Origin of the sequence: Pseudoalteromonas luteoviolacea (assembly GCF_018100925.1) — a bacterium.
In the GTDB taxonomy this organism is placed as follows: domain Bacteria; phylum Pseudomonadota; class Gammaproteobacteria; order Enterobacterales; family Alteromonadaceae; genus Pseudoalteromonas; species Pseudoalteromonas obscura.
Genome location: NZ_JAGJEH010000002.1, coordinates 547,776 through 571,655 on the forward strand (window position 1 = coordinate 547,776; position 23,880 = coordinate 571,655).

20 protein-coding genes are annotated in these 23,880 nt (G+C 40.9%); 14 read left to right on the forward strand and 6 right to left on the reverse strand.

Annotated elements, in window-relative coordinates; all coding sequences use genetic code 11:
- Window positions 1-52: 52 nt before the first annotated feature.
- Window positions 53-457: a DUF4177 domain-containing protein gene (locus J8M00_RS05310; protein WP_211009300.1), complete on the forward strand. Its 405-nt coding sequence runs from the start codon at window positions 53-55 to the stop codon at window positions 455-457.
- A gap of 230 nt (window positions 458-687) precedes the next feature.
- Window positions 688-1,236 carry a GNAT family N-acetyltransferase gene (locus tag J8M00_RS05315; RefSeq protein ID WP_211009301.1) on the forward strand — a complete coding sequence of 183 codons (549 nt, stop codon included), beginning with the start codon at window positions 688-690 and terminating at the stop codon, window positions 1,234-1,236.
- Window positions 1,237-1,446: 210 nt separating this feature from the next.
- Here the strand turns inward: J8M00_RS05315 and J8M00_RS05320 are convergent, their stop codons facing one another.
- A complete protein-coding gene (locus J8M00_RS05320; RefSeq protein ID WP_211009302.1) occupies window positions 1,447-3,390 on the reverse strand; it encodes a GEVED domain-containing protein in 1,944 nt (647 codons plus the stop codon).
- Window positions 3,391-4,011: 621 nt separating this feature from the next.
- Between J8M00_RS05320 and J8M00_RS05325 the strand changes: the two genes are divergently transcribed.
- Together J8M00_RS05325 and J8M00_RS05330 are read left to right on the forward strand one after the other, a co-directional pair.
- Entirely contained in the window at window positions 4,012-4,260 is a 249-nt protein-coding gene (locus J8M00_RS05325; protein WP_211009303.1) for a hypothetical protein, read from the forward strand.
- A gap of 583 nt (window positions 4,261-4,843) precedes the next feature.
- Window positions 4,844-6,673 (forward strand): serine hydrolase domain-containing protein, encoded by a 1,830-nt coding sequence (locus J8M00_RS05330; protein WP_211009304.1) that lies wholly within the window; start codon window positions 4,844-4,846, stop codon window positions 6,671-6,673.
- A 211-nt stretch (window positions 6,674-6,884) separates the two neighbouring features.
- Here J8M00_RS05330 and J8M00_RS05335 read toward each other — a convergent pair whose 3' ends face one another.
- On the reverse strand, window positions 6,885-8,714 hold the full coding sequence (locus tag J8M00_RS05335) for a hypothetical protein (protein ID WP_211009305.1): 1,830 nt from the start codon (window positions 8,712-8,714) through the stop codon (window positions 6,885-6,887).
- Between the two features lie 454 nt (window positions 8,715-9,168).
- On the opposite strand from J8M00_RS05335, the gene J8M00_RS05340 reads away from it, so the two are divergent.
- Complete coding sequence (locus tag J8M00_RS05340) at window positions 9,169-9,951, forward strand: ion transporter (protein ID WP_247687229.1); 783 nt, start codon at window positions 9,169-9,171, stop codon at window positions 9,949-9,951.
- An 85-nt stretch (window positions 9,952-10,036) separates the two neighbouring features.
- Here J8M00_RS05340 and J8M00_RS05345 read toward each other — a convergent pair whose 3' ends face one another.
- Window positions 10,037-11,341: an amidohydrolase gene (locus tag J8M00_RS05345; RefSeq protein WP_211009307.1), complete on the reverse strand. Its 1,305-nt coding sequence runs from the start codon at window positions 11,339-11,341 to the stop codon at window positions 10,037-10,039.
- Window positions 11,342-11,652: 311 nt separating this feature from the next.
- On the opposite strand from J8M00_RS05345, the gene J8M00_RS05350 reads away from it, so the two are divergent.
- The 8 genes from J8M00_RS05350 (at window position 11,653) to J8M00_RS05385 (ending at window position 19,207) form a co-directional block, all read left to right on the forward strand.
- Complete coding sequence (locus J8M00_RS05350) at window positions 11,653-12,405, forward strand: hypothetical protein (RefSeq protein WP_211009308.1); 753 nt, start codon at window positions 11,653-11,655, stop codon at window positions 12,403-12,405.
- A 373-nt stretch (window positions 12,406-12,778) separates the two neighbouring features.
- Complete coding sequence (locus tag J8M00_RS05355; protein ID WP_211009309.1) at window positions 12,779-13,510, forward strand: carbon-nitrogen hydrolase family protein; 732 nt, start codon at window positions 12,779-12,781, stop codon at window positions 13,508-13,510.
- Window positions 13,511-13,572: 62 nt separating this feature from the next.
- Window positions 13,573-13,941: a DoxX-like family protein gene (locus J8M00_RS05360; RefSeq protein WP_211009310.1), complete on the forward strand. Its 369-nt coding sequence runs from the start codon at window positions 13,573-13,575 to the stop codon at window positions 13,939-13,941.
- A 1-nt stretch (window position 13,942) separates the two neighbouring features.
- Window positions 13,943-14,242 carry a hypothetical protein gene (locus J8M00_RS05365; RefSeq protein WP_211009311.1) on the forward strand — a complete coding sequence of 100 codons (300 nt, stop codon included), beginning with the start codon at window positions 13,943-13,945 and terminating at the stop codon, window positions 14,240-14,242.
- A gap of 88 nt (window positions 14,243-14,330) precedes the next feature.
- Entirely contained in the window at window positions 14,331-15,410 is a 1,080-nt protein-coding gene (locus J8M00_RS05370) for a serine hydrolase domain-containing protein (RefSeq protein ID WP_211009312.1), read from the forward strand.
- 865 nt (window positions 15,411-16,275) lie between these two features.
- A complete protein-coding gene (locus J8M00_RS05375) occupies window positions 16,276-17,133 on the forward strand; it encodes a PD40 domain-containing protein (RefSeq protein WP_211009313.1) in 858 nt (285 codons plus the stop codon).
- A gap of 99 nt (window positions 17,134-17,232) precedes the next feature.
- Window positions 17,233-18,105: a PD40 domain-containing protein gene (locus J8M00_RS05380; protein WP_211009314.1), complete on the forward strand. Its 873-nt coding sequence runs from the start codon at window positions 17,233-17,235 to the stop codon at window positions 18,103-18,105.
- 337 nt (window positions 18,106-18,442) lie between these two features.
- Window positions 18,443-19,207, forward strand: coding sequence for a ribonuclease H family protein (locus J8M00_RS05385; protein ID WP_211009315.1), 765 nt, complete (start codon window positions 18,443-18,445; stop codon window positions 19,205-19,207).
- 90 nt (window positions 19,208-19,297) lie between these two features.
- Here the strand turns inward: J8M00_RS05385 and J8M00_RS05390 are convergent, their stop codons facing one another.
- Window positions 19,298-19,855: a TetR/AcrR family transcriptional regulator gene (locus tag J8M00_RS05390; RefSeq protein WP_247687231.1), complete on the reverse strand. Its 558-nt coding sequence runs from the start codon at window positions 19,853-19,855 to the stop codon at window positions 19,298-19,300.
- Window positions 19,852-20,355 carry a DUF2867 domain-containing protein gene (locus J8M00_RS05395; RefSeq protein ID WP_211009316.1) on the reverse strand — a complete coding sequence of 168 codons (504 nt, stop codon included), beginning with the start codon at window positions 20,353-20,355 and terminating at the stop codon, window positions 19,852-19,854. The genes J8M00_RS05390 and J8M00_RS05395 overlap by 4 nt, the downstream gene beginning before the upstream one ends.
- A 477-nt stretch (window positions 20,356-20,832) precedes the next feature.
- Between J8M00_RS05395 and J8M00_RS05400 the strand changes: the two genes are divergently transcribed.
- The gene (locus J8M00_RS05400) at window positions 20,833-21,762 is read left to right on the forward strand and encodes a PD40 domain-containing protein (RefSeq protein WP_211009317.1); all 930 of its coding nucleotides are present in this window, start codon (window positions 20,833-20,835) and stop codon (window positions 21,760-21,762) included.
- Window positions 21,763-21,900: 138 nt separating this feature from the next.
- On the opposite strand, the gene J8M00_RS05405 is transcribed toward J8M00_RS05400, so the two are convergent.
- The gene (locus J8M00_RS05405) at window positions 21,901-23,613 is read right to left on the reverse strand and encodes a formylglycine-generating enzyme family protein (RefSeq protein WP_211009318.1); all 1,713 of its coding nucleotides are present in this window, start codon (window positions 23,611-23,613) and stop codon (window positions 21,901-21,903) included.
- Between the last annotated feature and the right edge of the window lie 267 nt (window positions 23,614-23,880).

A 23,880-nucleotide genomic window follows, 5' to 3' on the forward strand; every position in this document is an offset into this window, starting at 1 on the left:
TCATGGGTTTACCAAAATAATTAAGCAGTCACAGATAACGGTCTAATACATTATGAGAATAAATGCAGAATTAATTCTAAGAATGAGAAAAGAGAAATCTTGGTCTCAAGATGAGCTGGCAATTGCTTCTGGGTTAAACCTGCGGACTATTCAAAGAATTGAGTCAGAGGCGACAGCATCTTTGCAATCGAAGAAAGCACTTGCATCTGCATTTGAACTTGATGTTCGAGACCTTGATTACGAGGAACAACCTAAAATGAAAAAGTATGAATATAAGACTGTAGAACTTCCGTTTAAATTTGGTTTCTTTAAACAGGGTACACCAGATATAGAAGAGGTTCTGAATGCTGAAGGGGCTGAGGGTTGGCGACTAAACCAAATGGTGCTACCGGCTTCATCCAATATGGGGCAATCTGAAAAAATGATTGCGATTTTAGAGCGAGAGTTAATAGATTGAGAAAGCAAAGTGGTTAGCTCAGTTGGCAAGTCAAACAATGCAAACTGGGCAACTATATTGATTCGATAAAGCCCTATCAGGAGTACGGGCGATAGGGCTTTGCGCGTACTTTTAAATGTCTCGAGTAAGGATATAAATGCTTAAAGGCTATTCTTCATTTATTAAGCCCCATTTTTTACGGCTTTGAACAGGCATTAAGTTCAAACAAGCTACTAAAGGAAAGGTGTTAAATGCTAACCACAGTTATAGAAACTGAACGACTAATATTAAAGGCACTATCTAAACAGGATGCTGGAGACTTATTTACAATATTTTCAGATTTTGAAGTGATGAAATATTGGAATACAGCGCCGTGGGGATCAATTGAGCAAGCTGACTGTTTTATAGCTAAAAGTATTGACGCTCATAAGAATAATACAGAAATAACGTTAGGCATTTACTGGAAAGAGACTGGAGAACTTTTGGGTAAGATTATGCTTTTTAGCTATGATAAAACATCCAGACGAGCGGAAATAGGATTTGGGATCAGCCGTGATTTTTGGGGAAAAGGAATAGTCTCGGAAGCTGGACAAGCACTCATTGAGCATGCATTTAATCACCTAGGACTGCGTAGAATCGAAGCTGAAATAGACCCTGATAATATCTCGTCAAGCAAGGCACTTGAGAGATTAGGTTTTCAAAAAGAAGGGGTGTTGAAACAACGCTGGGAAATTAACGGAGTTGTTTCAGACTCGGCTATCTATGGGTTAATAGCGCCGCAATACCGTGGATATGCGTAATAAAACAGCTTTGAAGGCGATGAGTTTAAAATTCATAATCTCTATCAATGCGCTATGTTTTTGTCGTGAGTACAGCTAAGCCACTTAAAGTTAAAGCGAATATACAAAGGTAAAACAGTTTAAAAAAGCTGAGTCAAATTATTTTGACTCAGCTTGAGGGGTTGCCAAATATACCTTTTTTATAACTTCAATAGGCTCGCTAGATAGAACTTATAGTTTTTCTACCTTTACATCTATCCATGCGTTTGCAGAGTCTTCTTGACCACCTCGCGCAATTGGTGTGATTTTGAAACCATTCCAAGGGTCAGTAAAGCTCTTTCCAATAGCTAGCTCAGCGTCCGTTTCGTCTTCTTGCGCCCAACGAGAGTTGTCTTTTGAATTGGGGGTCATATCTAAAAGTGCTGAACGGTGATTCCAGAACGAAGGTAAAGGTTCATTTTCCATATAGCCTTTGATATTGACCAGTACACCATTTTTTGTATTGGTATTATATCTATCATTTGTTGTACGGTACTCAAGCCAGTATGTGTAATCGCCATTACCAGACATCAAGCGCAGCCCAATATTGCCAGGCGCATTTGTGCCATTTGCCGTACCATGGTCAAAGGCGTAAATACGATATGTACCAGAAGATGTGATCAGGGGGACTTCTGCATCGGTTAGCCAACCTTTAAAGTAGCTCTTGTACATCAGGTTGTACTCTTCAAGCGTATGCGCTCCCATGCCCATCATTGCATGTGGATTACCATAGTTTCGGATCGTATCGTTACCCGAGTTTATGACATGGTTACCCGCTTCAACAGACATTGAATGACGCAGCCCCATTGCGTGTCCCATTTCATGCGCTATGGTGCCTGGTTTGTGGTGATATAGTTGGATGAATGGAGGACCTGCTTGCGAGTTGATAGTTGATACTTGTGGTGCAGCCATCATGACAAGATTTGCTTCACCAGGGAAGTTCATATCAACACCAGCCTCTGCGATTTTATCTGCATAGAGTTGATGCCAAGCTTTGGTGTCGGAATCATACTTTGACTTAGATTCATTAATGTAAATTTCAGGTTTGATCTCCCAAGTTACATTGAATCGGCCATAGGACTGCTCCGCATAGTACTGCTTAACAGTCTCCATATCGGCATTGATTTGATCCGTTGACCAAGGTAGTGGGGTACCATTAAAGCTAAATGGAAAAATGATCACATTTACGTGTGAAAACTCGTATGCAACATTACCTGGATCGATAGGACCTGGTTCTTTACGGCAGCTGGTGGCACCGAGGTCAGCGACTATGGTGGCACCTTTAAAGAGACCCCGCATCACTATGTTAGTCCAATATTTTGTTGGATTGGAGATGACAACACACTCAGTATTGCCAATGTGCTTTGAGCGTATACTGTCGTCGCCGGGGCGAGGGTAGCCACCTTCTCCGTTGCGTGCTTCCAAGGTCAAGTTACCCTGGCCATAGGATGTGGTGATCGCAACACTGCCAGCAGTATCAGCTCCGGGAACTGAGAAGCTTTGAAACTGAGACGAAGATTTAACGCATACGGGGACACCATCTACGAGTGCCGACTGATCTGTTGGCGTTTGACTTAGACAAGTATTTTCAAGTTGTGTTGTGTCACGCTTTTTGATGATCACAGAGTAGTCTTCAACTTCACCTGAATTAAAGTTCTCACAGGCATTTGCAACGGGTGAATTGTACTTCATTGCAATTCGCATTCGTGACGTTACGCCTTCTGCTGAAGCTGGGATATCCAAGGTTGTTGTTAGTGCCGATCGGCCGTTACCTGAACCAACCAACTCATCAATATCACTAAAGTCTCCATCATTGTTGAGATCAATATATACACTCCAATACTCGGTATAAGCGTTGTTGACGAATCCCGGGGTTAGGGTGATTTGATTTTGTCCAACGCTAAGCTCAGCCGTAAGGTTTGTATAGTCAGTGTATGCTGACTGACCAGATGAGGTGTTGTTTATTCCTCCAGCTGATACTCCTGCGATATGCTCATAGTTACCACCTCCTGAGCTGGTGCAATAGCTATTTTGTGGTACTGCGCTTGTGCTTGCGAGTGCGTTACTACATACAAGGGCACTGGGTAATAAACAGGACCCCATTAATAACAATTGTTTTGTACGTTTAATATTCACTTTACATGTTCTCCAAATTGTGAGTAGGCATACCCGAAGGTATTTATCTCATGGTAAAAAGGCTAAAAAAGTCACAAATAATTAATTAAATTATTGTGTTCCTTTAACAGTCTTCTGGATTTAGTGTATATTGTATACAATAGTTGTAAAGGTGAAATTATCTCATGATTATCTAAAATGGGTAAATTTTCACTTGTAAGGTATTGATTTATAATGGGGTTGTGTGGTTAAGGATTGTTTTTGTATATCAATATGACTCTTTGGAATATTGGAATAATATTTCCCATTGATTGTTTTTAATGCAGGCAGCCTTAATTTCATTGCTGGAAGTGTAACTCACAGCAAATATGGTAGTTACAGAATGTGGCGCAACTTCCCATTATTAAAAGTAATATAAATTTTGCTCAGGTATTTTTTGCAGAACAAACTTAGTAAAAACCAAACAATAATATTGCGTAATATAACTGGTGATTTTTGAGTTATTTGACGGTGCCGATTGACTGGTATAGTCGCGTTTTATGATTTTTTGAGTATGAAAATTAATCAATTTTGGATGGTTGAATTCAGCCGCTGTTCAGCGTTTACTATTAGCTCAATTTTTCAAAAAAAGGAAATGATAAAGTGAAAACTCTACTTATTGGTGTAACAATTGCGCTAGCTTCGGCTGTCTCTGCTATTTCAACTGCGAACGCGGCGGGCTCTCCATTTACCGTTTGTAAATATAAAATGACCCAAGGTGCACCTGACTATGTTAGGCCTCCTGGTTCAGATTACGCGACTAAATACTTATCAGGACACGTATCTTGCCCATCTACACATGTGGGCGGTTGGGGGATCTACGCTCTAATTTCGCAAAGACACGTAAACTAAGTATTGCTGTTAAATAAACTTGTTTAAGTAGTTTATTTGAACGCATAAAAAGCGATGGGAGACTGATATATTTAGTTTCCCTCTATTGCTTATAAGGCAAACTTTACTGTTTTTTATAGTATATTGTATCCTGACTTGATTTTGTATTGTTGCGTTTTTTGACTGTGAATATTTGAACACTCGATTTAAAGCCTATCGCCATATAACTTACTAAGTAGAGAGGTAAATTAAGTCGATTAGATGCATTAAATTTGCACAAAGGTATTTGGATACATATGGCTAGTATGACTAAGCGCCCTTTTTTCCAGCCGAACTGATATGGCATAGGTATCTCATCAAAAAATAATTAATCACTACATAAACGCAATTGGGCTGCGTTGTAGTTGTTTGGCCGGCACTTCGGTATAACACCTTGTTTTAAAACACATAGACATTAATTCACTATTATGGTCCACTTCAAATCCCTTTTCACATTTGTTTCACGTCGCTGATCAGATACTTGTAGCACAGTGTTAGTCCTTACATTTATTGAGACGTTCGATGCGAATGTCATAATTGGTATGAAATTAATCAGGGAGAATAAGTGAAAAACATAATAACAACCCTCCAACTTGTAATTACTTTGTGCGTTGTCGTGACTTCCAGCTTGAGCTCAGTGTATGCGGCAAGCAATAATGATGTAGTGTCTGGCATTGATCAGAAATTAGAACAGGTATTAGCAGAGCAGCAATTAGATGGCATAATTTGGACCATGGTAGATGGTGGCCGCAACGTGACAGGCGCACGGGGGGTGAGCGATGCTCAAAGCCAAAATGCAATGACTGACCTGCATAAAATGTACGTAGGATCAGTGACAAAAGCTGTGTTGGCTGTGGGGGTATTGCGTTTAATCACTGAGCAAAAACTAAGTCTCGATACTAGTGTGTCCCAAATCTTACCGGGTATTGAGATCAATAACCCTTGGTCAAAAACGCACCCTATAACGGTTAGGCATTTACTAACACATACGTCTGGACTTGATGATATTCGTATGCATCAATTGTTGACCACCCAGACCGACCCAAATATGCCTTTGGAGTTGGCTTTTAGAGATAGCAGCACCCTTGATGTGAGAAACCAACCAGGACGGCGCTTTTCCTATTCAAATATAGGCTTTACGTTGCTTGGGATGGTAATTGAAAAAGTGACAGCCGTACGATATGAAGACTATCTACTAAATCACATACTAAGACCACTAGAGATGCACCAAAGCAGTTTTCATTTTGTTGCAGAAAACGATCTTTTGCTTGCCATGGGACACTATGAAAACCAAGTTAAGCAGACACCTGTCAGTACTGTGCTGCGGCCTGCGGGGCAGTTTGTAACGACGGCACCTGATATGGCCAAGTTTCTTCAATTTTTAATGACACAAGATCATGATACAAAATCAAACTTTATTGCTCCGCAGTTACTGGACTTGATGTCAACCCCACAAGGAACTGAATCAGTTAAACATGGGCTTAAGATAGGACAGGGGCTAGTCTTATCGGGACGAGACCGTCACGACGTACTTGGTGCGTGTCGCCCTGGCAGCGCCTATGGTTATAATGCTTATTTATGTATTTTTCCTGAACAAAATAAAGCATATTTTTGGGCTGTTAATACAGATAATGAATCTGCAAATTTGGATAAACTTAACCAACTTTTTATCGAGCAATTAGATTTGGAACCTGCTGAACTTGTCGAGCCTAACGCGCCAGCGATTCAAACCCCGGAGATTGAAGGCGTGTATGTGTTAGCACCAAACAAAATGGTTCACTTTGCATTACCTGATTTACTGTTTCATTCGGTATATCTTTCGCAAAATGAGGGGCAATTAACCATTCAGTCGCTGCAGACGAAAGACAGAGTCTTATTGCCCATAGGTGACGGGATATACAGGGATATAACGCGCCGTACTCCATCACATGCTATTTATGAAGCCCGCGGTAAGCAATATTTAACGGACGGGTTCAAGACTTACTCTAAAATATCTATTGTGGAGTTTACCTTTTATTGGATCAGTTTGAGCATTGGTTTACTTAGTTTTGTTTATTTAATGGCCGTCGGCTTGTACAAGTTGATACGACTTAAAACAAGCCAGAATAGAGTATTAGTTTTGCCTGTAATTAATTTTATAGCATTCGCAGTGCCTATTTACTTACTTGGCCAACAACACTATTTGCAGCTAGGAGACAAAACTCTGGCGAGCTTGTCTTTGTTCGTTTGCAGCGCGCTACTGCCGCTATCCGTTTTGACCGCAGCGGCATTATTAATTCGTCAGCGGACTTTCAAAGAAATTAAATATCATTTGATTGCCTTAGTGATGTTTTTTCAGTGGTATTGTGTGATGTTTTATTGGGACTTTATGCCTATCGCATTGTGGAAAATATAGATTTCCATTGAGGGGGAGCATAGATGCGTATAGCTTGAAGTCAGGTGAATATGCTGCAAGTGCGATGCACTTTATTGACTCGTCATGCATATAGAGAAGAATGACATTTATATTGAAAATTTGCTTGTAAATGTTGCGCCAAATTAAGTTAAAAAAGGGTCTGGTTTTGACCCTTTGGTACATGGTAAGTATGAATAAAAATTTTTAAGCCTTAGTTGCTTGTTCTATCACTTAAACAAGCACTATTAGGTCGCTCGGATATACGTCGCCATACACCCCAAGGGTCCACACTAAATGCTTTGCTTGGCGCATTACCGCCAACGATGTACCACTCATTGCGATATTCATGGCAATCGATGGCATCAATGACAATCTGCCCAGGTTGGCTATATAGTTGGCTTGGATCCCAATATCCATCTTTCACTGGTGGCGGGGGAGTGTGAGGCCCGTGTTCGAAGGCACATAAATTGTCTTCAAATTTGAGTTTAAGTTGTGCACTAAGAGAGACATAGGTTTCATCAGTACTTGCTTTAAGTGCTGCCAATGCGGTATTTGCCTCATCGGTACAATCATACGCTCCATCACTTGCTTTTAATTGGGTAAATTGACCATTGATATCAACGGCAATGCGATTTTGTGCTAACACAAATTCGTTTACATCAGCCTGATTGGCTTCGTTATTTGCAACGACCAATGCGGTTTGTTGAGTGTAGTTATACAGGTAGAATTGCTTCTTGCCTTGTTCATCATATGGACCACCTTCACCTAACTCATAGATAGGCAGCTTTACCATAATTTGCTCCAAGACCTGACCAAATTGCGTTTGGTATGAAATTGTATCGTTGCTTTGTAAGTCATTAAAAACCGATTGTGCAGCAACTTTAGCTTTGTCGATAACAGACTCCGAATAGAACCCGTAATTTTGTAATAAAGTTAAATAATTAGAGATATCTGTCCAAGTTAATTGAACTTCATAGGTACTCCCTTGAGCTGCTGCTTGTGACAAAGTGTTGGTTACATCAGGGATCTGCCTGATGTAGCGTGCACCAAAATCATTTTGTTTCTGAAAACACGTCCAATCATCTTCTAAGTCCTCTGTGATTGAGACGCAGTGATCAAACACTTCTTGAGAGCGTAATATCTGATCTTTTGCAGCATAAGGCCCACGGTTATACATAAAAGACATCAGCATAGTAAGCGCGTCGGGGTCTTTTGACTGCTGCAGAAACAAATGCATAGAATCCTGAGAAAGGTCGGAACCCTGATTCCACGGTAACGAGCCGCTGACTATTGCAAGTGCTGAACCGTTGTAAAATCCGCTACTCAAAGAAGAACCTAAAATATTTCTCGCGGGTCCGGTGTGGGAGCTAAGCACCGTTTTAGGGTCGAGGTTCTTAAATGGCAGTGGAAATCCGCCTCCAACTACACCTTGTAGCTCCGCCCAAGCACTGCCGGGGTACTCTATTTGAAGTACGCCATCATCTTCGTCTACTCCAGCTGGTAAATCTTTACCAAGAGAACTTTCTTGCAAGCCTTTTGAGACAAAATAATTTGGGTTCATTTGGCGCTCGAAGTAATCGCCAAAGCGCTCTCCTGTCGCGAAAGGTTTGCTCAAGTCGAAAGTACCATCGGCACCTTTGCGCAAGCCGTATTGCATTTGAATACGGCTTGATGCGCTGGCATGTGCAAATGCGATGGCCCACAATTTGTGCTCAACAATTGTATTGGATGAAGCTGAACCTCTGACACTCAAATTGATTTCATTAGGGAATTCTGTTTGCCAATCTATGTGGTAAAACTGCCCCGGCTTGTTGCATCCCTCTCTATCGATATCGTAGCCGCCATCAGGTGTTTCGATGATTTCGCAGTGATAATTAACCGTTACCTTGTCTGCAAGTAAAATTCGGTAATCTGTAGCACCTTGATATGTCGGTAATAATTGACGGTATTGTGCTTCATTAATCGTTTGTATTGCACCGGCTTGGCTACACAGGCCACACAGGACGGCTACATAAATGGCCTTTATTGAAAGCTTTTTCATAATGTTTTGCTCTTTTCATGTTGTATTTTGAAAGTTTTGACATCGCTGTCAATATAAAATATACAATCTATTGTATGAAAAACAAGCTGGAATATGTTTTCAAAATAAAGCGGGTGGTTATTTTTGGTCTTATCGCTTGTTTGAAATGGCGCAAGATAGATGCCTGTAGTCTTGGCTATGTATATAAAATTGTTATTTAAATGGCACTTTTTGGATGGCTTATTCAACACTATACTTACTGTTTGGCTTTAGGTAGTAAGTTGTACAACCAGAACCTTTAATACCTCACAGTTTTCATTTTAGCCGCAAGATGCAGATCACTATCTTTGATGACTCCACAACGATTATCATAATAAGAGTGCCTTGATAAGGCTTGACAAAAAAGCTCAAACACCAAATCATTGTTTAACTTTTGTTTTCCTAAAATAGAACCATGACATCTTCAAACACTTTTATGTCAAGATTGACCGCTTTAGTAGAGGCTAAGTCATTTCAAAACTTTTTAATTGCAGTGATTTTATTTAATGCTGTGACGTTGGGGTTGGAAACTACTCAGTTCGGCAAGGACAACGCAGGGTTACTGCATAAAATTGACTTTGTTATCTTAATAATATTTACCATAGAACTGATTTTGAAGCTGATTGTTTATCGTTTCAAGTTCTTCAAATCCGGTTGGAACTGTTTTGATTTCATCATAGTTGCAATTTCCTGGGTGCCAGCGGGTGGTGCGCTATCAGTGCTACGTGCATTCAGAATCTTACGAGTGTTGAGACTCTTTTCAGTTGTGCCTCAGATGCGCCGAGTTATCGGGGCTTTAGGTCATTCATTACCAGGAATGGCTTCTGTCATTGGGGTGTTGGGAATTGTGTTCTATGTGTCAGCAGTATTGACGACTAAATTATTTGGTCAACATCCAGATCCAAATATGCAGGAGTGGTTTGGTAGTATTGGCGCATCTGCTTACACCTTATTCCAAGTGATGACGCTAGAGAGTTGGTCAATGGGTATAGTAAGACCAACTATGGAGCTATTCCCACAGTCTTGGCTCTTCTTTGTTCCTTTTATCATTATCACCAGTTTTGCCGTTTTGAACTTATTCATCGGTATTATTGTAGATGCAATGCAGATTATGCATGAAGAAGAGGGCGGAGCAGAGCCCGGTGTCGCATCAAAAGAAGATATATTGCGTGTTGAGGCAAAGTTGGATGAGCTTCTAAAGCAGAACGAACGCGACTGAATTCATTTTGCATTTTCGTGATGAATTCTTTTTGGCTTTCTCAAAGTCATGGGTGATGCGAATGAAACGCATCACCTCACTAGGCCTATCTATTTTTTGAATGTGTCATGTAATCCAAAGTAAATTCAGTTAAGGCACGTGTTCCGAGTTTAAAAGCGGACTCATCAGCAAAAAAATAAGGAGAGTGGTTGCTAGCTGCGTCCTTTGGATCTGTGCCTTTTGGTGTTCCCCCTAAAAAGACAAACAAACCGGGCACTTCCATCGCGTAAAATGAGAAGTCTTCTGCTCCGGTTACTTTTGGCATTTCAATCATGCCCTGTTTACCGACCACTTTACTAAGAGAAGGCAGCATTTGTTTTGTCAGTGCGGGGTCATTGACCGTCACTGGATAGCCCTCGTAAATGCTTACCTCAGCTTCGTTGCCAGAAGCGCGAGCAATATGCTCGGCGGTATGTTTAATTTTATCAAAGATCTGTGCTCTGTTGTCCATGTCAAAGTTACGAATCGTGCCGACCATATTGACTTCTTCTGGAATAATATTGTTGCGTACACCGCCAGATATCTTGCCAAATGAGACGATAGCAGGCTCTTTGGTGATATTGATTTGACGACTTACAATGTGATTAACGCCTGACACAATTTGTGCGGCAGCAGCGATTGGATCTGCGCCGGCCCAAGGTGTAGAGCCATGAGTTTGTTCACCTTTTACGCTAATTTCAAACCTATCTGCGCTCGCCATTGTTGGGCCACTTCGATAGCCAATCTGGCCTACATTTAACTTTGATGTGATGTGCAAACCAAACGCGACATCTGGTTTGTATTTTTTAAAGATCCCTTCTTTAAGCATCAGTTCAGCACCGCCTTCTTCACCTTCTGGCGCACCTTCTTCTGCTGGCTGAAAAACAAACATGACATTGCCGGCAAGTTCGTCGCGCATACCTGCAAGCACCTCGGCAGCGCCCATAAGCATAGCTACGTGAGTGTCGTGACCACAAGCATGCATAATACCGACATCAACACCTCGGTAATTGGTGGTTTTGGTTGATTTGAAAGGAAGGTTGGTCTTTTCTGTAACCGGTAACGCATCCATATCAGCGCGTAACATCACTGTGGGGCCGGGTTTGGCACCTTTTAACATGCCTACAACACCCGTATAAGCTACCCCTGTTTCGACTTCCATACCTAGGTTTTTTAGGTGCTCTGAAACCAGTGCCGCGGTGCGTACTTCTCGGTTCCCAAGCTCAGGGTTTTGATGTATATCTCTACGCCACTCTATGACTTTAGATTCAACCTGTTTTAGTAAGGTGGATTGATCTGTCGACGCATGAGCTGGCACGTTTAGCCCACCTAGTAGTATGGCAAGACTAAGGTTTTTTGTTATGTTTTTCATATCCTTTCTCATATGATTGTCTTTTCTTGATTATCAAAATAACAGACAAAATTCGTAGAAAAAATAAAATGAGACGAGGGGATTGATAAGAGCTCTGCTTATTATTTCTTTTTTCCTGAGGCTTTCAGGCTATGCACCAAAGCGCGCGAATTAGCGAGTGTCATTAGCAGTAAATTGATGAGGTTTGTATTAGACATAATGTGATATTGACAGTGCGCAGCACAATAATATAGTGAAGATGCAGTACCCACATTACGAACTATAAAAATTTAATATTAAATCCAATTCAACAAAGGTTAAAAGGAGTTACAATGATTAAGAGCCTATCTTTGGTTTGTGCGCTTGTGTCCATGTCAGCTATTTCAAGCGAAATTGTCTATGATACAGATTTAGAAGCAGGTGCTAGCACTCAGTATAACCATGGTCCAATCAGTGAAGTTGTCGTTCAGAGTCGCAGAGCATTGCATATTTCAGCGCTATTTACTGTCGCAACCCCTGACGCACAGTGTACCAGCGCGAGTATTATTAATGAAAATACATGGCAACCAATTGCAGAGCTGGCAATACAAGGCAATACTGCAATAAATGGCGCGCTTCCAGAAGGGGTTGAAAGCACGCCAAAGTCACTGAAAATTACATGCCATACTGCAAACCAAACTTATACGGTATACCACAAAGTTCCAGCTGCACCGCAAATAACTTGGCAGGGTGATGTAATCGCCTCCGGTTGGACATCTGGCAATCATGCTTGGTATTACAAAAACATCGATTATAGGTCAACAGCATTTATCAATAATAATGCACCGGATGGTCAATGTAGTTATTCCAATTTAGTTGGTTTGACACCAAACGTAATTGAGAAAAAAGAGGGAACCCCGTTTAACAGCGCGTATTTCAGTGTTGAAGGCATAGCACTGGCTGGTGGTGGTTTGGCATATGACACTATGGTCTCGGAAATTGTTTGTAAAAATGCAGGTGGTACAACGCGAGCACTAGAGATTTGGGACTTAGGGTTTGATCATAATCCTGCGCCGAATAGAGAGATCACGGTTTATTCATACTAACGTATCAGTTAGGCAAGTAAGAAAGCAAAAGCATGGGGGAGTCGTACATTGAATGCTGTCTTTGAGCAGGTAAACAGGTGTTCAAGCTGTAAATGACGACCCTATTTTTTATCAACCAATTGAACCGAGCATCGATGACGCGGATGCGGTTAAAACCTATAAGTACCTTTTTTATATAAAAAATGATATTTTGCTCAGAACAACGGAGTACCCAGAAGCGCCATTTCCCATGAACCCGCAAGAAGAAATAGACTTATTAATACGCGAAGAACACGTAGCAAGTTATTAAAGCACAGGCGCAGATCGCTGCGAGCCTGCGACAATAATGGGGTTTAATACGATGATGATTTATCTTGGAGTTTAATAAACAACTATGAAAATAGCAGTAGCGCAAAGCAGTTCAATTAAAGGTGATATAAAATTAAACATCGAGAATCACCTTAGGTATATTGAAAAGGCAAGTTCTCTAGGCGTAAATTACTTAGTTTTTCCTGAGTTGTCACTGTCAGGGTACGAGCCTCAGTTGGCAGCTGAGCTGGCAATGACGGTAGATGATACTCGTATTGGCCCTCTTATCGCAGCTGCAAAAAAATATAAAATATCGGTTGGTGTTGGCGCTCCGCTGCGCTCAAATGGGCTACCAAAAATTGGTTTAATCATTATTCATGATAATGGGAATATTGAAACTTACGAAAAAATATACCTTCATGCTGGCGAAGAACAATATTTTAGCAGCGGCGATAAATATCATTTATTGGAAATAGAGCAAAGCCTAATCGCCAATGCCATTTGCGCAGATACCATCAATCCGAAGCATGCAAAAACTTGTGCTGAATCTGGTGCAATAATTTATGTAGCTGGTGTTCTGATAACACCGCAAGGGTATGAGAATGATGCAAAGAAATGGTCTACCTATGCGTCGGAGTACAGCATGCTGGTCGCCATCGCCAATTATAACAAGCCCAGTGGAGGCTTGCCTTCGGTGGGTAAAAGCGCAATTTGGTATGAAAATAAACTATTGGCCCAAGCTGGGATCTCTGAAGATGCGCTGGTAGTTGCAGAAAGTAGCAGTGGTGCTTGGATTGCTAACGTGTACCAGCTTTAAAGTTTATTCATCGATTTACATGTATTTTCGAGTTGGTTGTAACAATAACAAATGGAGAGACCGTGTCTTCGATTCAAATTGCCCGCTATGTCATTAGTTTTGCTTGGCTATATCATGGTATTTTTCCAAAGCTAGTCCATGTCGCACCAATAGAGCAATTGATTATGTCTAGTGCGGGCTTCCCAGACGACATATCGACGCTGATCACGAAGATAGCCGGAGTGGGCGAGGTCATGTTTGGTGTTTTGTTTTTTATGTTTTATAAATACAAAGCCATGAACATACTCAATATTATTGCACTAACACTGTTGTTGATCGCAGTTGCTGTTATGCAACCGCAACTATTGATTGAAGCTTTTAATCCTGTCACGACGAATATTCCTCTGATCGCGTTTAGTTATTTGCTGCTCAGAGATAGCCAAAGAGGTTAATATGCGCAGGTTTGTTGCTGGCTTACTCGTTATACTAATTACATATAGTATTGGCAGTTTGGCTGATTCAAGGAGTGAGTCTTTGGCGCTAAAATCAGCAGAAGGTTGGGTTAAAGACCAAGGAGTTGTGTATAAAGAGCTGGCTTTCGATACAAATTGCGACCATACAAGTTGTCAGATCCATATTTACCCACAGGCATTCGCGCGCAGTTTGTATAGAGGCTGTCCGTCAACATTGTGTGTCACCTTAACATATGACATTAGGAGCCAAAGTATTTCAAAACATGTTTTTTGGCGGTAGTGGTATATTTAATAAGTGTGTTTGTTTTAATTGATAACTTCTATTTATTTCCATTCCCTTGTATTGGTAATTACACCAAGGTGACCATATGAAACTTATCTACAGTGCGGTATTTTTATTGCTTACTGGGTGCAACCAGCATGAAAATGCCGATGATGAAATTGACCGAGCGGTAGCAGAGTTCTCGTCTAAAAATAGTTATGTGGGTTTGGCTATTTCGGCGGTTAAAGGTGAGCGGACGATAGAGAGTAGACAATATGGGTTTGCGGACAAAGCACTTGGCGTACCATTCGATCAAAGTAGTCTTATATCGCTTGGCTCTAACGCCAAAACAGTGATCGCAGCAGCGATTCTGCAATTGGAAGAACGTGGTTTATTAGAAACAACAGACACAATACAACAGCATTTTCCTTTCGAGTTGAAATACTTTGGGCATGTCACCGTAGGAGAGCTGCTATGTCATACATCTGGTATACCAGATGTATTTAATGAAGAACAATTTCAAAACTACCGATGGCAAAAGTCTGTATCTCAAAAAGAGTTTGTAGATAAATTCAACGAAAAGCCAATCGTGATTCAGTCAGGAACAAGATATAGCTACAACAATACTGGTTTTTTTCTATTGGGCATGGTTATTGAGCACTTATCCAATCAGCCTATCGGTGACTTCTTAAGGGAGGAAATCTTCCCACAAGCGAAGGATCCTAATTTGTATTATTTAGGCGATTCGTTTTACCAACCTGCATTGGTTACAGCTTATGAGCAAGGTATATTCGGCAATACTGTATATCAGGATCCCGTTGAATACCGCGTAGTAGGTGGCGCGGGAGCGTTGGGAGGTAACTTAACGTCTTATATCAAACTGTTCAGAGCTATATTTTCTGGGAAAGTGCTCACTACAGCATCGCTTAATAAAATGACTACGCCTTGCCGTTACAAGAACAAAGATATTGTTCGTAATAAGCAAGGTCAACAAGTTGGACTTGGGATTGAAATTACACAATTAGGTGGTCAACTTGCCTTCACTAGAGGGGGGGCACTAAATGGTTACGTTTCCACTATCTATCATATTCCGGCAACCAATACGACATATGGTATCACGGGGAATACTTGGTCTCCTTTAGCGCCACTTTTGGAAGAAATCATTCTAAAACACACAGCAAAGTGAGCTGGGATTCGATTGAGTCAAAATGATACTTAGCACTATAAGTTCATGCCCAATAAAGAAAAAGAAAAAAAGTACCAAAATACATACCTTTAGAAAAAATCAGTGATATATCACAATCGTGTCAAGTATTTCATAGCTGCGCTATATACAGTCATGGCTCATTAACATCAAAACAGAGGTAGTTTATGAGCCTAACCTATCACTCCATTTGTGTTTTATTGGCAATGGCCGTAGCCGACGAAGATTGCTATGGATGAAAGGATATCTAAATTAGTTTTCGTGGTAAAAGGTAGCGTATGGTTACCAGCTGTAAATATGTGCTGGGAAAAACTCCAATTATCGTGAAAGTGCTCCGAGATTATCATCCGATGGGAAGTACTTATTTTCCTCTAGAGGAATACCGAACAAATAAGTGATGGCAGCACACTTTGGGTGTAAAAAGCATTGGTTTGATACATAAATTATCGAAGCTTTAAGGCCCAATAAATAACCTATCAACAATGCTGCTTTTGTATCGGTGCAAGATAAGTCCCTCCGTATTTTTGGTAGCTATGTGGTCGGGAAACATAAGTAATAAGCGGGTATCAATCTACTCCTTCTTTACTAGCGATCCCCTCCTGGCTTCTCCTTCTGGTTGCTCTAGTTAAATGCCTAACTTTTATAACTTGTTAATATTAAAGCTAATAATTTTTTATTTAGAGGCGTTGGGGGCTTAAACTTCGCATTCAGAATTCACTTTCAGGAAAAATCATTGAGAAGTCATAAGGACGTAAGGTAATTAATGGTGTGTTGGATTAACTTGATTGGAAATTAGCTCGAACTAAGTCGAATAGATAGTCGATTGAATAACTAAGGAATAAACACCATGAAATCCACTTACCTGTCAAAAACCATACTACTTTCTGTGCTGATGATCGGTGGCGTAAGTCATGCTCAAGATGGCTTAGCTGGATTAAAGGGCCCTTATATTGGACAAACACCACCAGGCTCAACACCGGAAGTTTTTGCTCCGGGGATCGTTTCCAAACAGCATCATGATTGGACAGGCCGATTTACGCCAGATATGAAGGAGTACTACTTTACACGATACAACCGTAAAGAGAGAACAAATACTGCGATTGTTTTTAAGCACGAAAATAACCGCTGGAGAGAGGTGGTGTTAGCGCCTCAAATGGGCGGCTCGATTTCCCCGGATGGCAAAACGATGCATGATGGCAATAAATATAGAGAGCGCACAGCAAAGGGGTGGTCGGAGCTAAAAAGCTTAGGCGCGCCATTTAGCGAAATACCCATTATGGTGCTTACCGCATCTGCGAATGGAACATATGTTTTTGATGAACGTGAAGAAATTGGCACGATCCGTTATTCAAAAGTCATTGACGGTAAACGACAAGCACCTAAAGCATTCGGTAAACAAATTAATTCCGGAAAGTGGACTGCGCACCCTTTTGTTGCGCCGGATGAAAGTTACATTATTTGGGATAGTGAGCGAGAGGGCGGTTTTGGTGCAACTGACTTGTATATTAGTTTTCAAATGGAAGATGGTTCATGGAGTAATGCAATTAACTTGGGGGACAAGATAAATACAGCTGGCCCAGATACAGGTGGAGTTGTGTCACCTGATGGCAAATTCTTTTTCTTTAATCGAAAGTTTGGTGATGGAGATTCCGACGTCATGTGGGTCGATGCACAATTTATCAACAAGCTTAAATCCAAGCTCTAGGCAAAATTGCTGTCAATGAAGTGTTGTGCTAATCGGTGAGCGATGGCTATGTAGTTAAGCTCACATTATTTCAAGACGTTTTAATTTCAGGAGTTAAATATGAAACGTGCTTATTTTCTGGTGTCCCTACTTATTACTCTCGCTGTTAGCCAAAAAAGCCTTGGTCATCAAAGTGCGGCTATCCTAGAAGGACCTTACCTTGGCCAAAAGCCGCCGGGTATAATACCTGAAGTATTTGCACCTGGTGTTGTTACAACAGATGGGTGGGAATATGGTGGTGTGTTCACCCCTGATTTGAAAGAGTTTTACTTTTTACGTGATGGAAAAATAGATAAAAGCCAAGAATTAGTCGTTTTTCAATATAAAAATAACCGCTGGCATGAATCGATTGTTTCAAAAAGAGTGGGGCAGCCTTTTATCTCACCAGATGGAAAAAAGATGCATTTAGGGAAGCGATACAAGGAACGTACAAACAATGGGTGGTCTGAAATAAAACAGCTGGCGCCATCATTTAAGGATATTCCTATCATGCGCCTGACCGCATCAGCAAAGGGCACTTATGTATTTGACGATGCAGATAGAAGTGGTAACGGCGTTTTGCGTTATTCACGCTTGGTGGACGGAAAGCGCGAAGCGCCCAAACCATTGAGTAAAGTTATCAATACAGGGAAATGGAACGCACATCCCTTTATTGCACCTGATGAGTCTTATATTCTTTGGGATGGAGAGAGACCTGGTGGGTATGGTGATGCCGATATTTACATTAGCTTCAAGCAACCAAATGGATCTTGGGGAGCTGCAATTAACTTAGGGGATAAAGTAAACACAAAGGCTTGGGAAGCAGCGGCTGGCGTGACATCTGACGGCAAATATCTGCTGTTCAATAGAAACTCGGGAACAGAAGAAAATACCAATATAGACATATATTGGGTTGACGCTAAAATTATCGAGGATCTTAGGCCGAAGTTTTAATTTATTTTAGCCTCAGACGAGACATCCATTTTATCCGATATGTAAGCTTAACTGGTTAAATAGTCACTTAGAATGGATGTTTTGTCGTATTCATAACCATGCTTTAGGCAGCGCAAGCTTTGAGTTTAAGCACCTAGGAATTGACTGATAGATTTTACTCTTCTTGAACGCTTTTTATTCGAAAAGGCCGACTTTAGTTTCCTTTTAATAAATTTGCGTGACAGCAGTGGCACTGTCGGAGAGAATGACTACTCAATCATTTCCAAAGGCTATATCGACAGTGAGCTACGGGAAGTAGGGTGATGTTTATGCAAATAATTTGAGCGAGGAGAAGAGTTTGGCAAAAAAGTACTATGTTGTTTGGAAAGGTCGAGAGACAGGTATCTTTACGACTTGGGCGAAGTGCCAGTCGCTCGTTGATGGTTTTGCTGGTGCGAAATTTAAGTCATTTCCAACACTAGAAGAAGCTGAATTGGCATTTGGGAAAAAATCTCAACTCAAAGAGTCACAGGCGAGAAAGACTGCTTCTAAATATAGCAAACCAAAGCCTCAACCTCTTTCACAAATGCAAATTGACGCTATGCCCTATGATATCAAGATCTTCACCGATGGTGCATGTGAGCCCAATCCGGGAGAGGCTGGCACCGGGCTGGCCGTATATGAAAACAACCAACTTAGTGCGCTATGGTATGGGTTATATCAGCCTGTTGGGACAAATAATACCGCAGAGCTCCATGGCTTGAATCAGGCCTTGCGTATTGCTAAAGAGGTGCTCGCAAGTGGTAAAAGTGTGGGCATATTTTGTGACTCGAAATATTCCATCGACTGTATTACCAAGTGGGCAATGAGTTGGCAGAAAAAAGGTTGGACTAAATCGGATGGCGAAATCAAAAACTTGGATATCATCAAACCCACCTATGAGCTGTATCAAGGCATAGCTGCGCAAATTTCAATTCACCATGTTAATGGTCATGTTGGTATTGAGGGGAATGAATTAGCTGATAGGATGTCAATTGTGGCAATTGACTCAAAAGATAAAGATCTTGTTCAATTTCAAGAAACACATAATATTTCGGAAATTTTAGCGTTACGGACAGGTTGATATGTCATTATTTAATGATGTAATAGTCGAGCAAATGGAGCACCAATACAGCGCTCCATTAAGCATTAAAAAAAGAGTATAGTCAGTGTGTTAGTCTTGTTTATGTGAAAGTAGTGACTTCATCCCCAGTGCGGTGATCCGTAAAACGTCTTCTGGATCAGGTGCTGGATGAATTTGCTGCATCCCCAGAAAATTAGCATACGCCATCATGGCATGATCAGCAGCGGCTTGTTCCTCGAGCCCTAGCCCTAAGTAACATTCGGTCAAGTAAGCAATACGTTGTTGATCTATTTTTTCTAGGTGAACTTTTATATTGGGAGTTCTTAATGCCCAAGCACGGATATGTAGTTCGGCTTCGGTATTATGGCTTGCAATGACCTTATCTAGCTTTTCAAGTCGTTCAATAGGAGTAGCGGCTTGATTGGCTTGCTGAATAAAGTTAATAGTCATCGATTGGTACCAGTACTCCATCAGCTGCTCGATAAAGTCCGACCTTGACGCAAAATGATGATAAAAAGAACCCTTTGATACGCCTTTTTTATCGCATAGGGATTGTATTTTTAGCTGCTCAGGCCCATTTTCCATTAGTACTTTGAGTGCGAAGTCCAACCAGTCCTTTTTGGCCTCAGAAATGTGATAATTTGTCATATTCTGCCTGCTTTACGAGCACTATTTATCACTACGCGAGCAATGACATAATGAAAAGGTAAGATGGCATTGACATAGGCTTTACCAAGTAAGGTTTTTTTATTCACTAGCGTAGATACGATGATGTTGTTCGTATCCAACCTAACCGAGATATAAAAGTGCATATGTCTATCTTCGGCACCACAAATAATCTCATCTGCATATTTTTCTAAAACGGTTACAAAACCAGCTTGATCACCAACGTCCAATTCTGTTTTGCTTGTTGTGAAGTTGGTTTGTCCAACTTTGAAGCCGAGCAGTTTTACTAGTCTATTTCGCAAACGCATAAGCATTGTGATCCAGCTTGGCATGTAATTGAAAATGGCGTGTTGTGTTTCGCTCGGTGAAAGGGTGTGTTTCTTTCTTGAAATAACCAGTGCATCTCTAAAGTGGCTACTCTGTGCCTTGTTTGCTAACCGATCATTAAAGGGGGCAACGAGGGAGGAAATTGCTGAAAACATATGTTTTACCTAAATGTGATTAAACAATACACAAACCATACCATGCGGTATGGTTTGTTGTGAAGCACTTTTGGTTAGCGATTTGGAAGTTAGTACGAGAGTATGACTAGATTTGTAAAAGGGGGGCATTACTGGTTTTGACTAATACATGAAGTTATTAGTTATCAATACAGCTAGTGTTGAAGGTTTTACATTAGTTTACACGACTGTGCCTTCTGACCTGATATATTAGTGTCAGTTTGTTAAACGCATTAGGTGCGGAAATTATTATATGTTACATTGCTAAATTAATACTAAATGCCTCAATGAAAAGCATTGAAAATTAATAGCAAACAACGAAAGTGATTAACTGTTTGATGATGAAATTCAAAAGGTGTTACTTTCCAAAAATGCTTTTATATTGAGAATTATAATAATTATAACTTTTTAAGTATTTAGGGCTGAGCCCCAGTTTATTGAGAATTAAAGGACAAAATCATGAAAAAAATAAAGTCACTTGTTAATGCTGTATGTATTGCCGTTACACTGGCAGCCAGTGCCAGTGCCAGTGCCAGTGAAACGTTTCCTGTGTTAAAGGGATATTGGTTTGGGCAACAAGCACCAGGTTTGACTCCAGAGCTTTTTGCTCCAGATACTGTTTCAGTTAATGGTCGATATGAATTTGGGTTAACGTTTTCACCAAATCTGGATGAAATGTATTTTACAGCATTGGATGTAATTGAAGGGGTAGATACACGTCCAAAAATTTTATACTCAAAAATTGAAGATGGTCGATGGACAGAGCCCAAAACAGTGAACTTTACCAACGGAAAAATGAGCTATGAACTCGTACCCTACGCGAGCCTAAAAGAAAACCGGGTATATTTTACTGCCCGCTCGCCTCACGAAAAAGGCTCAGGTATCTGGTATGTATCGCGAGAAAATGGAGAATTAACAAAGGCTAAAAGGTTTGATTCGCCGATAAACAATGGCAAGTTGTCCGATCTAAACCAAGGTAAAAGTGGAGATCTCGTTTTTACCAATATGTCTGAGCGCCAAATGTATTATGCAAAAAACGAAAATGGCCAATATTTAGAGGCTAAACCAATGGATATCGATTTTGGTATTCATGGTTTTATCTCGCCATCTGAGGACTATTTGTTGGTAAATTCTCGAACAAGAAGTGGCAAAAACAGAAGAGATAGTGACCTATTTGTTTATTTTAAAGAGCAAGATGGTTCGTGGTCAGACCCTATCAATTTAGGTGACACAATAAATACGACTTACTCCGAGACTGTTGCAAGGGTATCACCAGACGGAAAATACTTATTCTTTGCAAGATATAATGAGCCAGACAGCGTATCGAATATTTACTGGGTAAGTACTGATGTAATCGCCAAGCTAAAAAAAGACTATTTCAATAAATAAGTCCCAAGTTGGTGCCATCCATAAGTGTTCTTTTTGAACGTTAAATAACCAGAATGCTACTCAAGCGTAGATAAAAGACATGAATGTCGCTTATCTACGCTCAGTTGGGATAAAAACTGTGTAGGATCGAGCGGGTGTTTATTTTATTTCAATAAAGTCAATCCAAGCTAAATACCAGCTCTCAAAGCCTTCACGTTTAACACTGACTTCTAGATGGTGATCGCCGGCCTCTAAAAACACTTTTTGGTGGCTGGCTCTGGTTTCATCAATTTCTGGGTCATAGCTGATTTCTCCAGCCAACTTGTTTCCTTGCCATAGCCTGATAAATTTTCCTTTTTGTCGTACTTGAGCTCGGTAATTTACGCTGTACCAGCCCGTTTTCTGTATTTTGACGTCGAATGTCGCTGTCACCTTTGGCTGCACCAATCCATGACTAAATGCAGATAAGTAGTACAGCTCAGGTTTTTCAGGCGTTGCAGCCCTGTGTCCCAACAAAGCGTTTTCAAGTTTTATGGCCTCTTGCATGTTTAGCCGCCCCGGTATATTTACAACCTTCGGCGTATAATTGGCAGCAGCTACGCTTGGCAGGCTGGTTAAATTGGCGGATTTAGCGACCACCCGAAAGCTGGCCCCACTTTTTGGTAACACAAGGGTAGTGGTGTTTTTAGTTGCCGCGACTGTTTTTAATTTATTGTAGTGATCTTGGTAAAATCCTCCTAATAAATGTGAATAGCGGCTTTTGGACTGGTATATATCATACTCAGTGACAGTAGGATCTGTGGCTGAATGCCAGCTCAACTCATAGGTATCGGCGTTCATACGGCTAAGTTGCAGACCAACGGGTCTTTTAGGTAGGCGGTCGCGTTTGGCTAAGTGGGCACTTTGGGCTTTAGCCAAGTCTGCTTCGAACTGTGTTGTCGAGCCATCTGTGTGGGCTAACTTGTCATCAGCAGCTAAGCGAAAGCTCATTGAGGCACCAGGAGAGTCATCTTTTTTAGCGACACGCCACCCATAGGCATGCGATTGAGGCGGGTAGTGCCAACTTGGACCTTTGTGTGCGATATATTCACATTTTTCGATGTCGTTATCTTCTTTGCTGCGAGTTTGATAGCCGTGGCTAAAGCAGCTCGCAGTTATTTCTGATGTATTGCCAGACATGTCATAAAGCCCAAATGGGTTTGGTCGATATAGACCAGCGATTGCAATATAGGCTTCGCCGTCATCACAATTCGCGTAACCTAAAAAGCCAACATAACTGGCACCGTATTGTTTAGATGCAATGTATTCTCCTGATTCGTCTGCAAAATTGCCGTACAAACATGCTTGAGTCATGTTTAGATCATCACCCCAAAAAAAACGGCTTGTGGTATTAGCTTTTGCAGCATATTCGAATTCTTGTAGGGTAGGTAGTCGATAAGTCCCGCCTGTTTTTTGGTTAAGCCATTTTATGTATGCGACAGCGTCGCGGTAGGTAACACATGAAACAGGCTGATATTCGCTTTGATAAAATCTGTGGTTATCCCACCGTGCTGTACCAATACTATCTGGTCCAGAAAGCCAGTTTTTACCTATATAGTCATTACAATTGGCTTTTGGGGTATACCCAGAGTCTTCAACAAATTTTCTGAATTCAGCGACTGTGACTGGATATTTCGCCATCTGAAAAGCTTTAATAGACACCTTGTGTGCGGGTTTAAAAGCAGGGTCACCGCTATTACTGCCCATTATGAAATCACCGGCGGGGATGCTAGCCATGGGAGGCGCGATATAGTCTGTTGCCATAGCTGAGCTTGGAATACTCAAAAGTAAATAGGTGAATACTTGAAAAATGGGGGCTTGTTGAATCTTCATTGTTTTACCTCTTAGTTAATTCGTGACTAAGTTAAAAAATGAAGTTGGTTGCGTCCTCAAAACCGCCTATTGTATTTCTATTTTCTTATCTAATAATTTTATATCTAGTTTATTCAATGTCTTGTAGGGTGTTGTGAGCTGGGAACCGAGCGTGTTTTTAGCGTTTAAAAGTATTGTTTGCTGATGAGTAGGTTTATTACTCAAGAAAAAATTGTACCTATATCAGTTGTAAAATGAACTTTATCATAATTTAAAAATCTATAATTG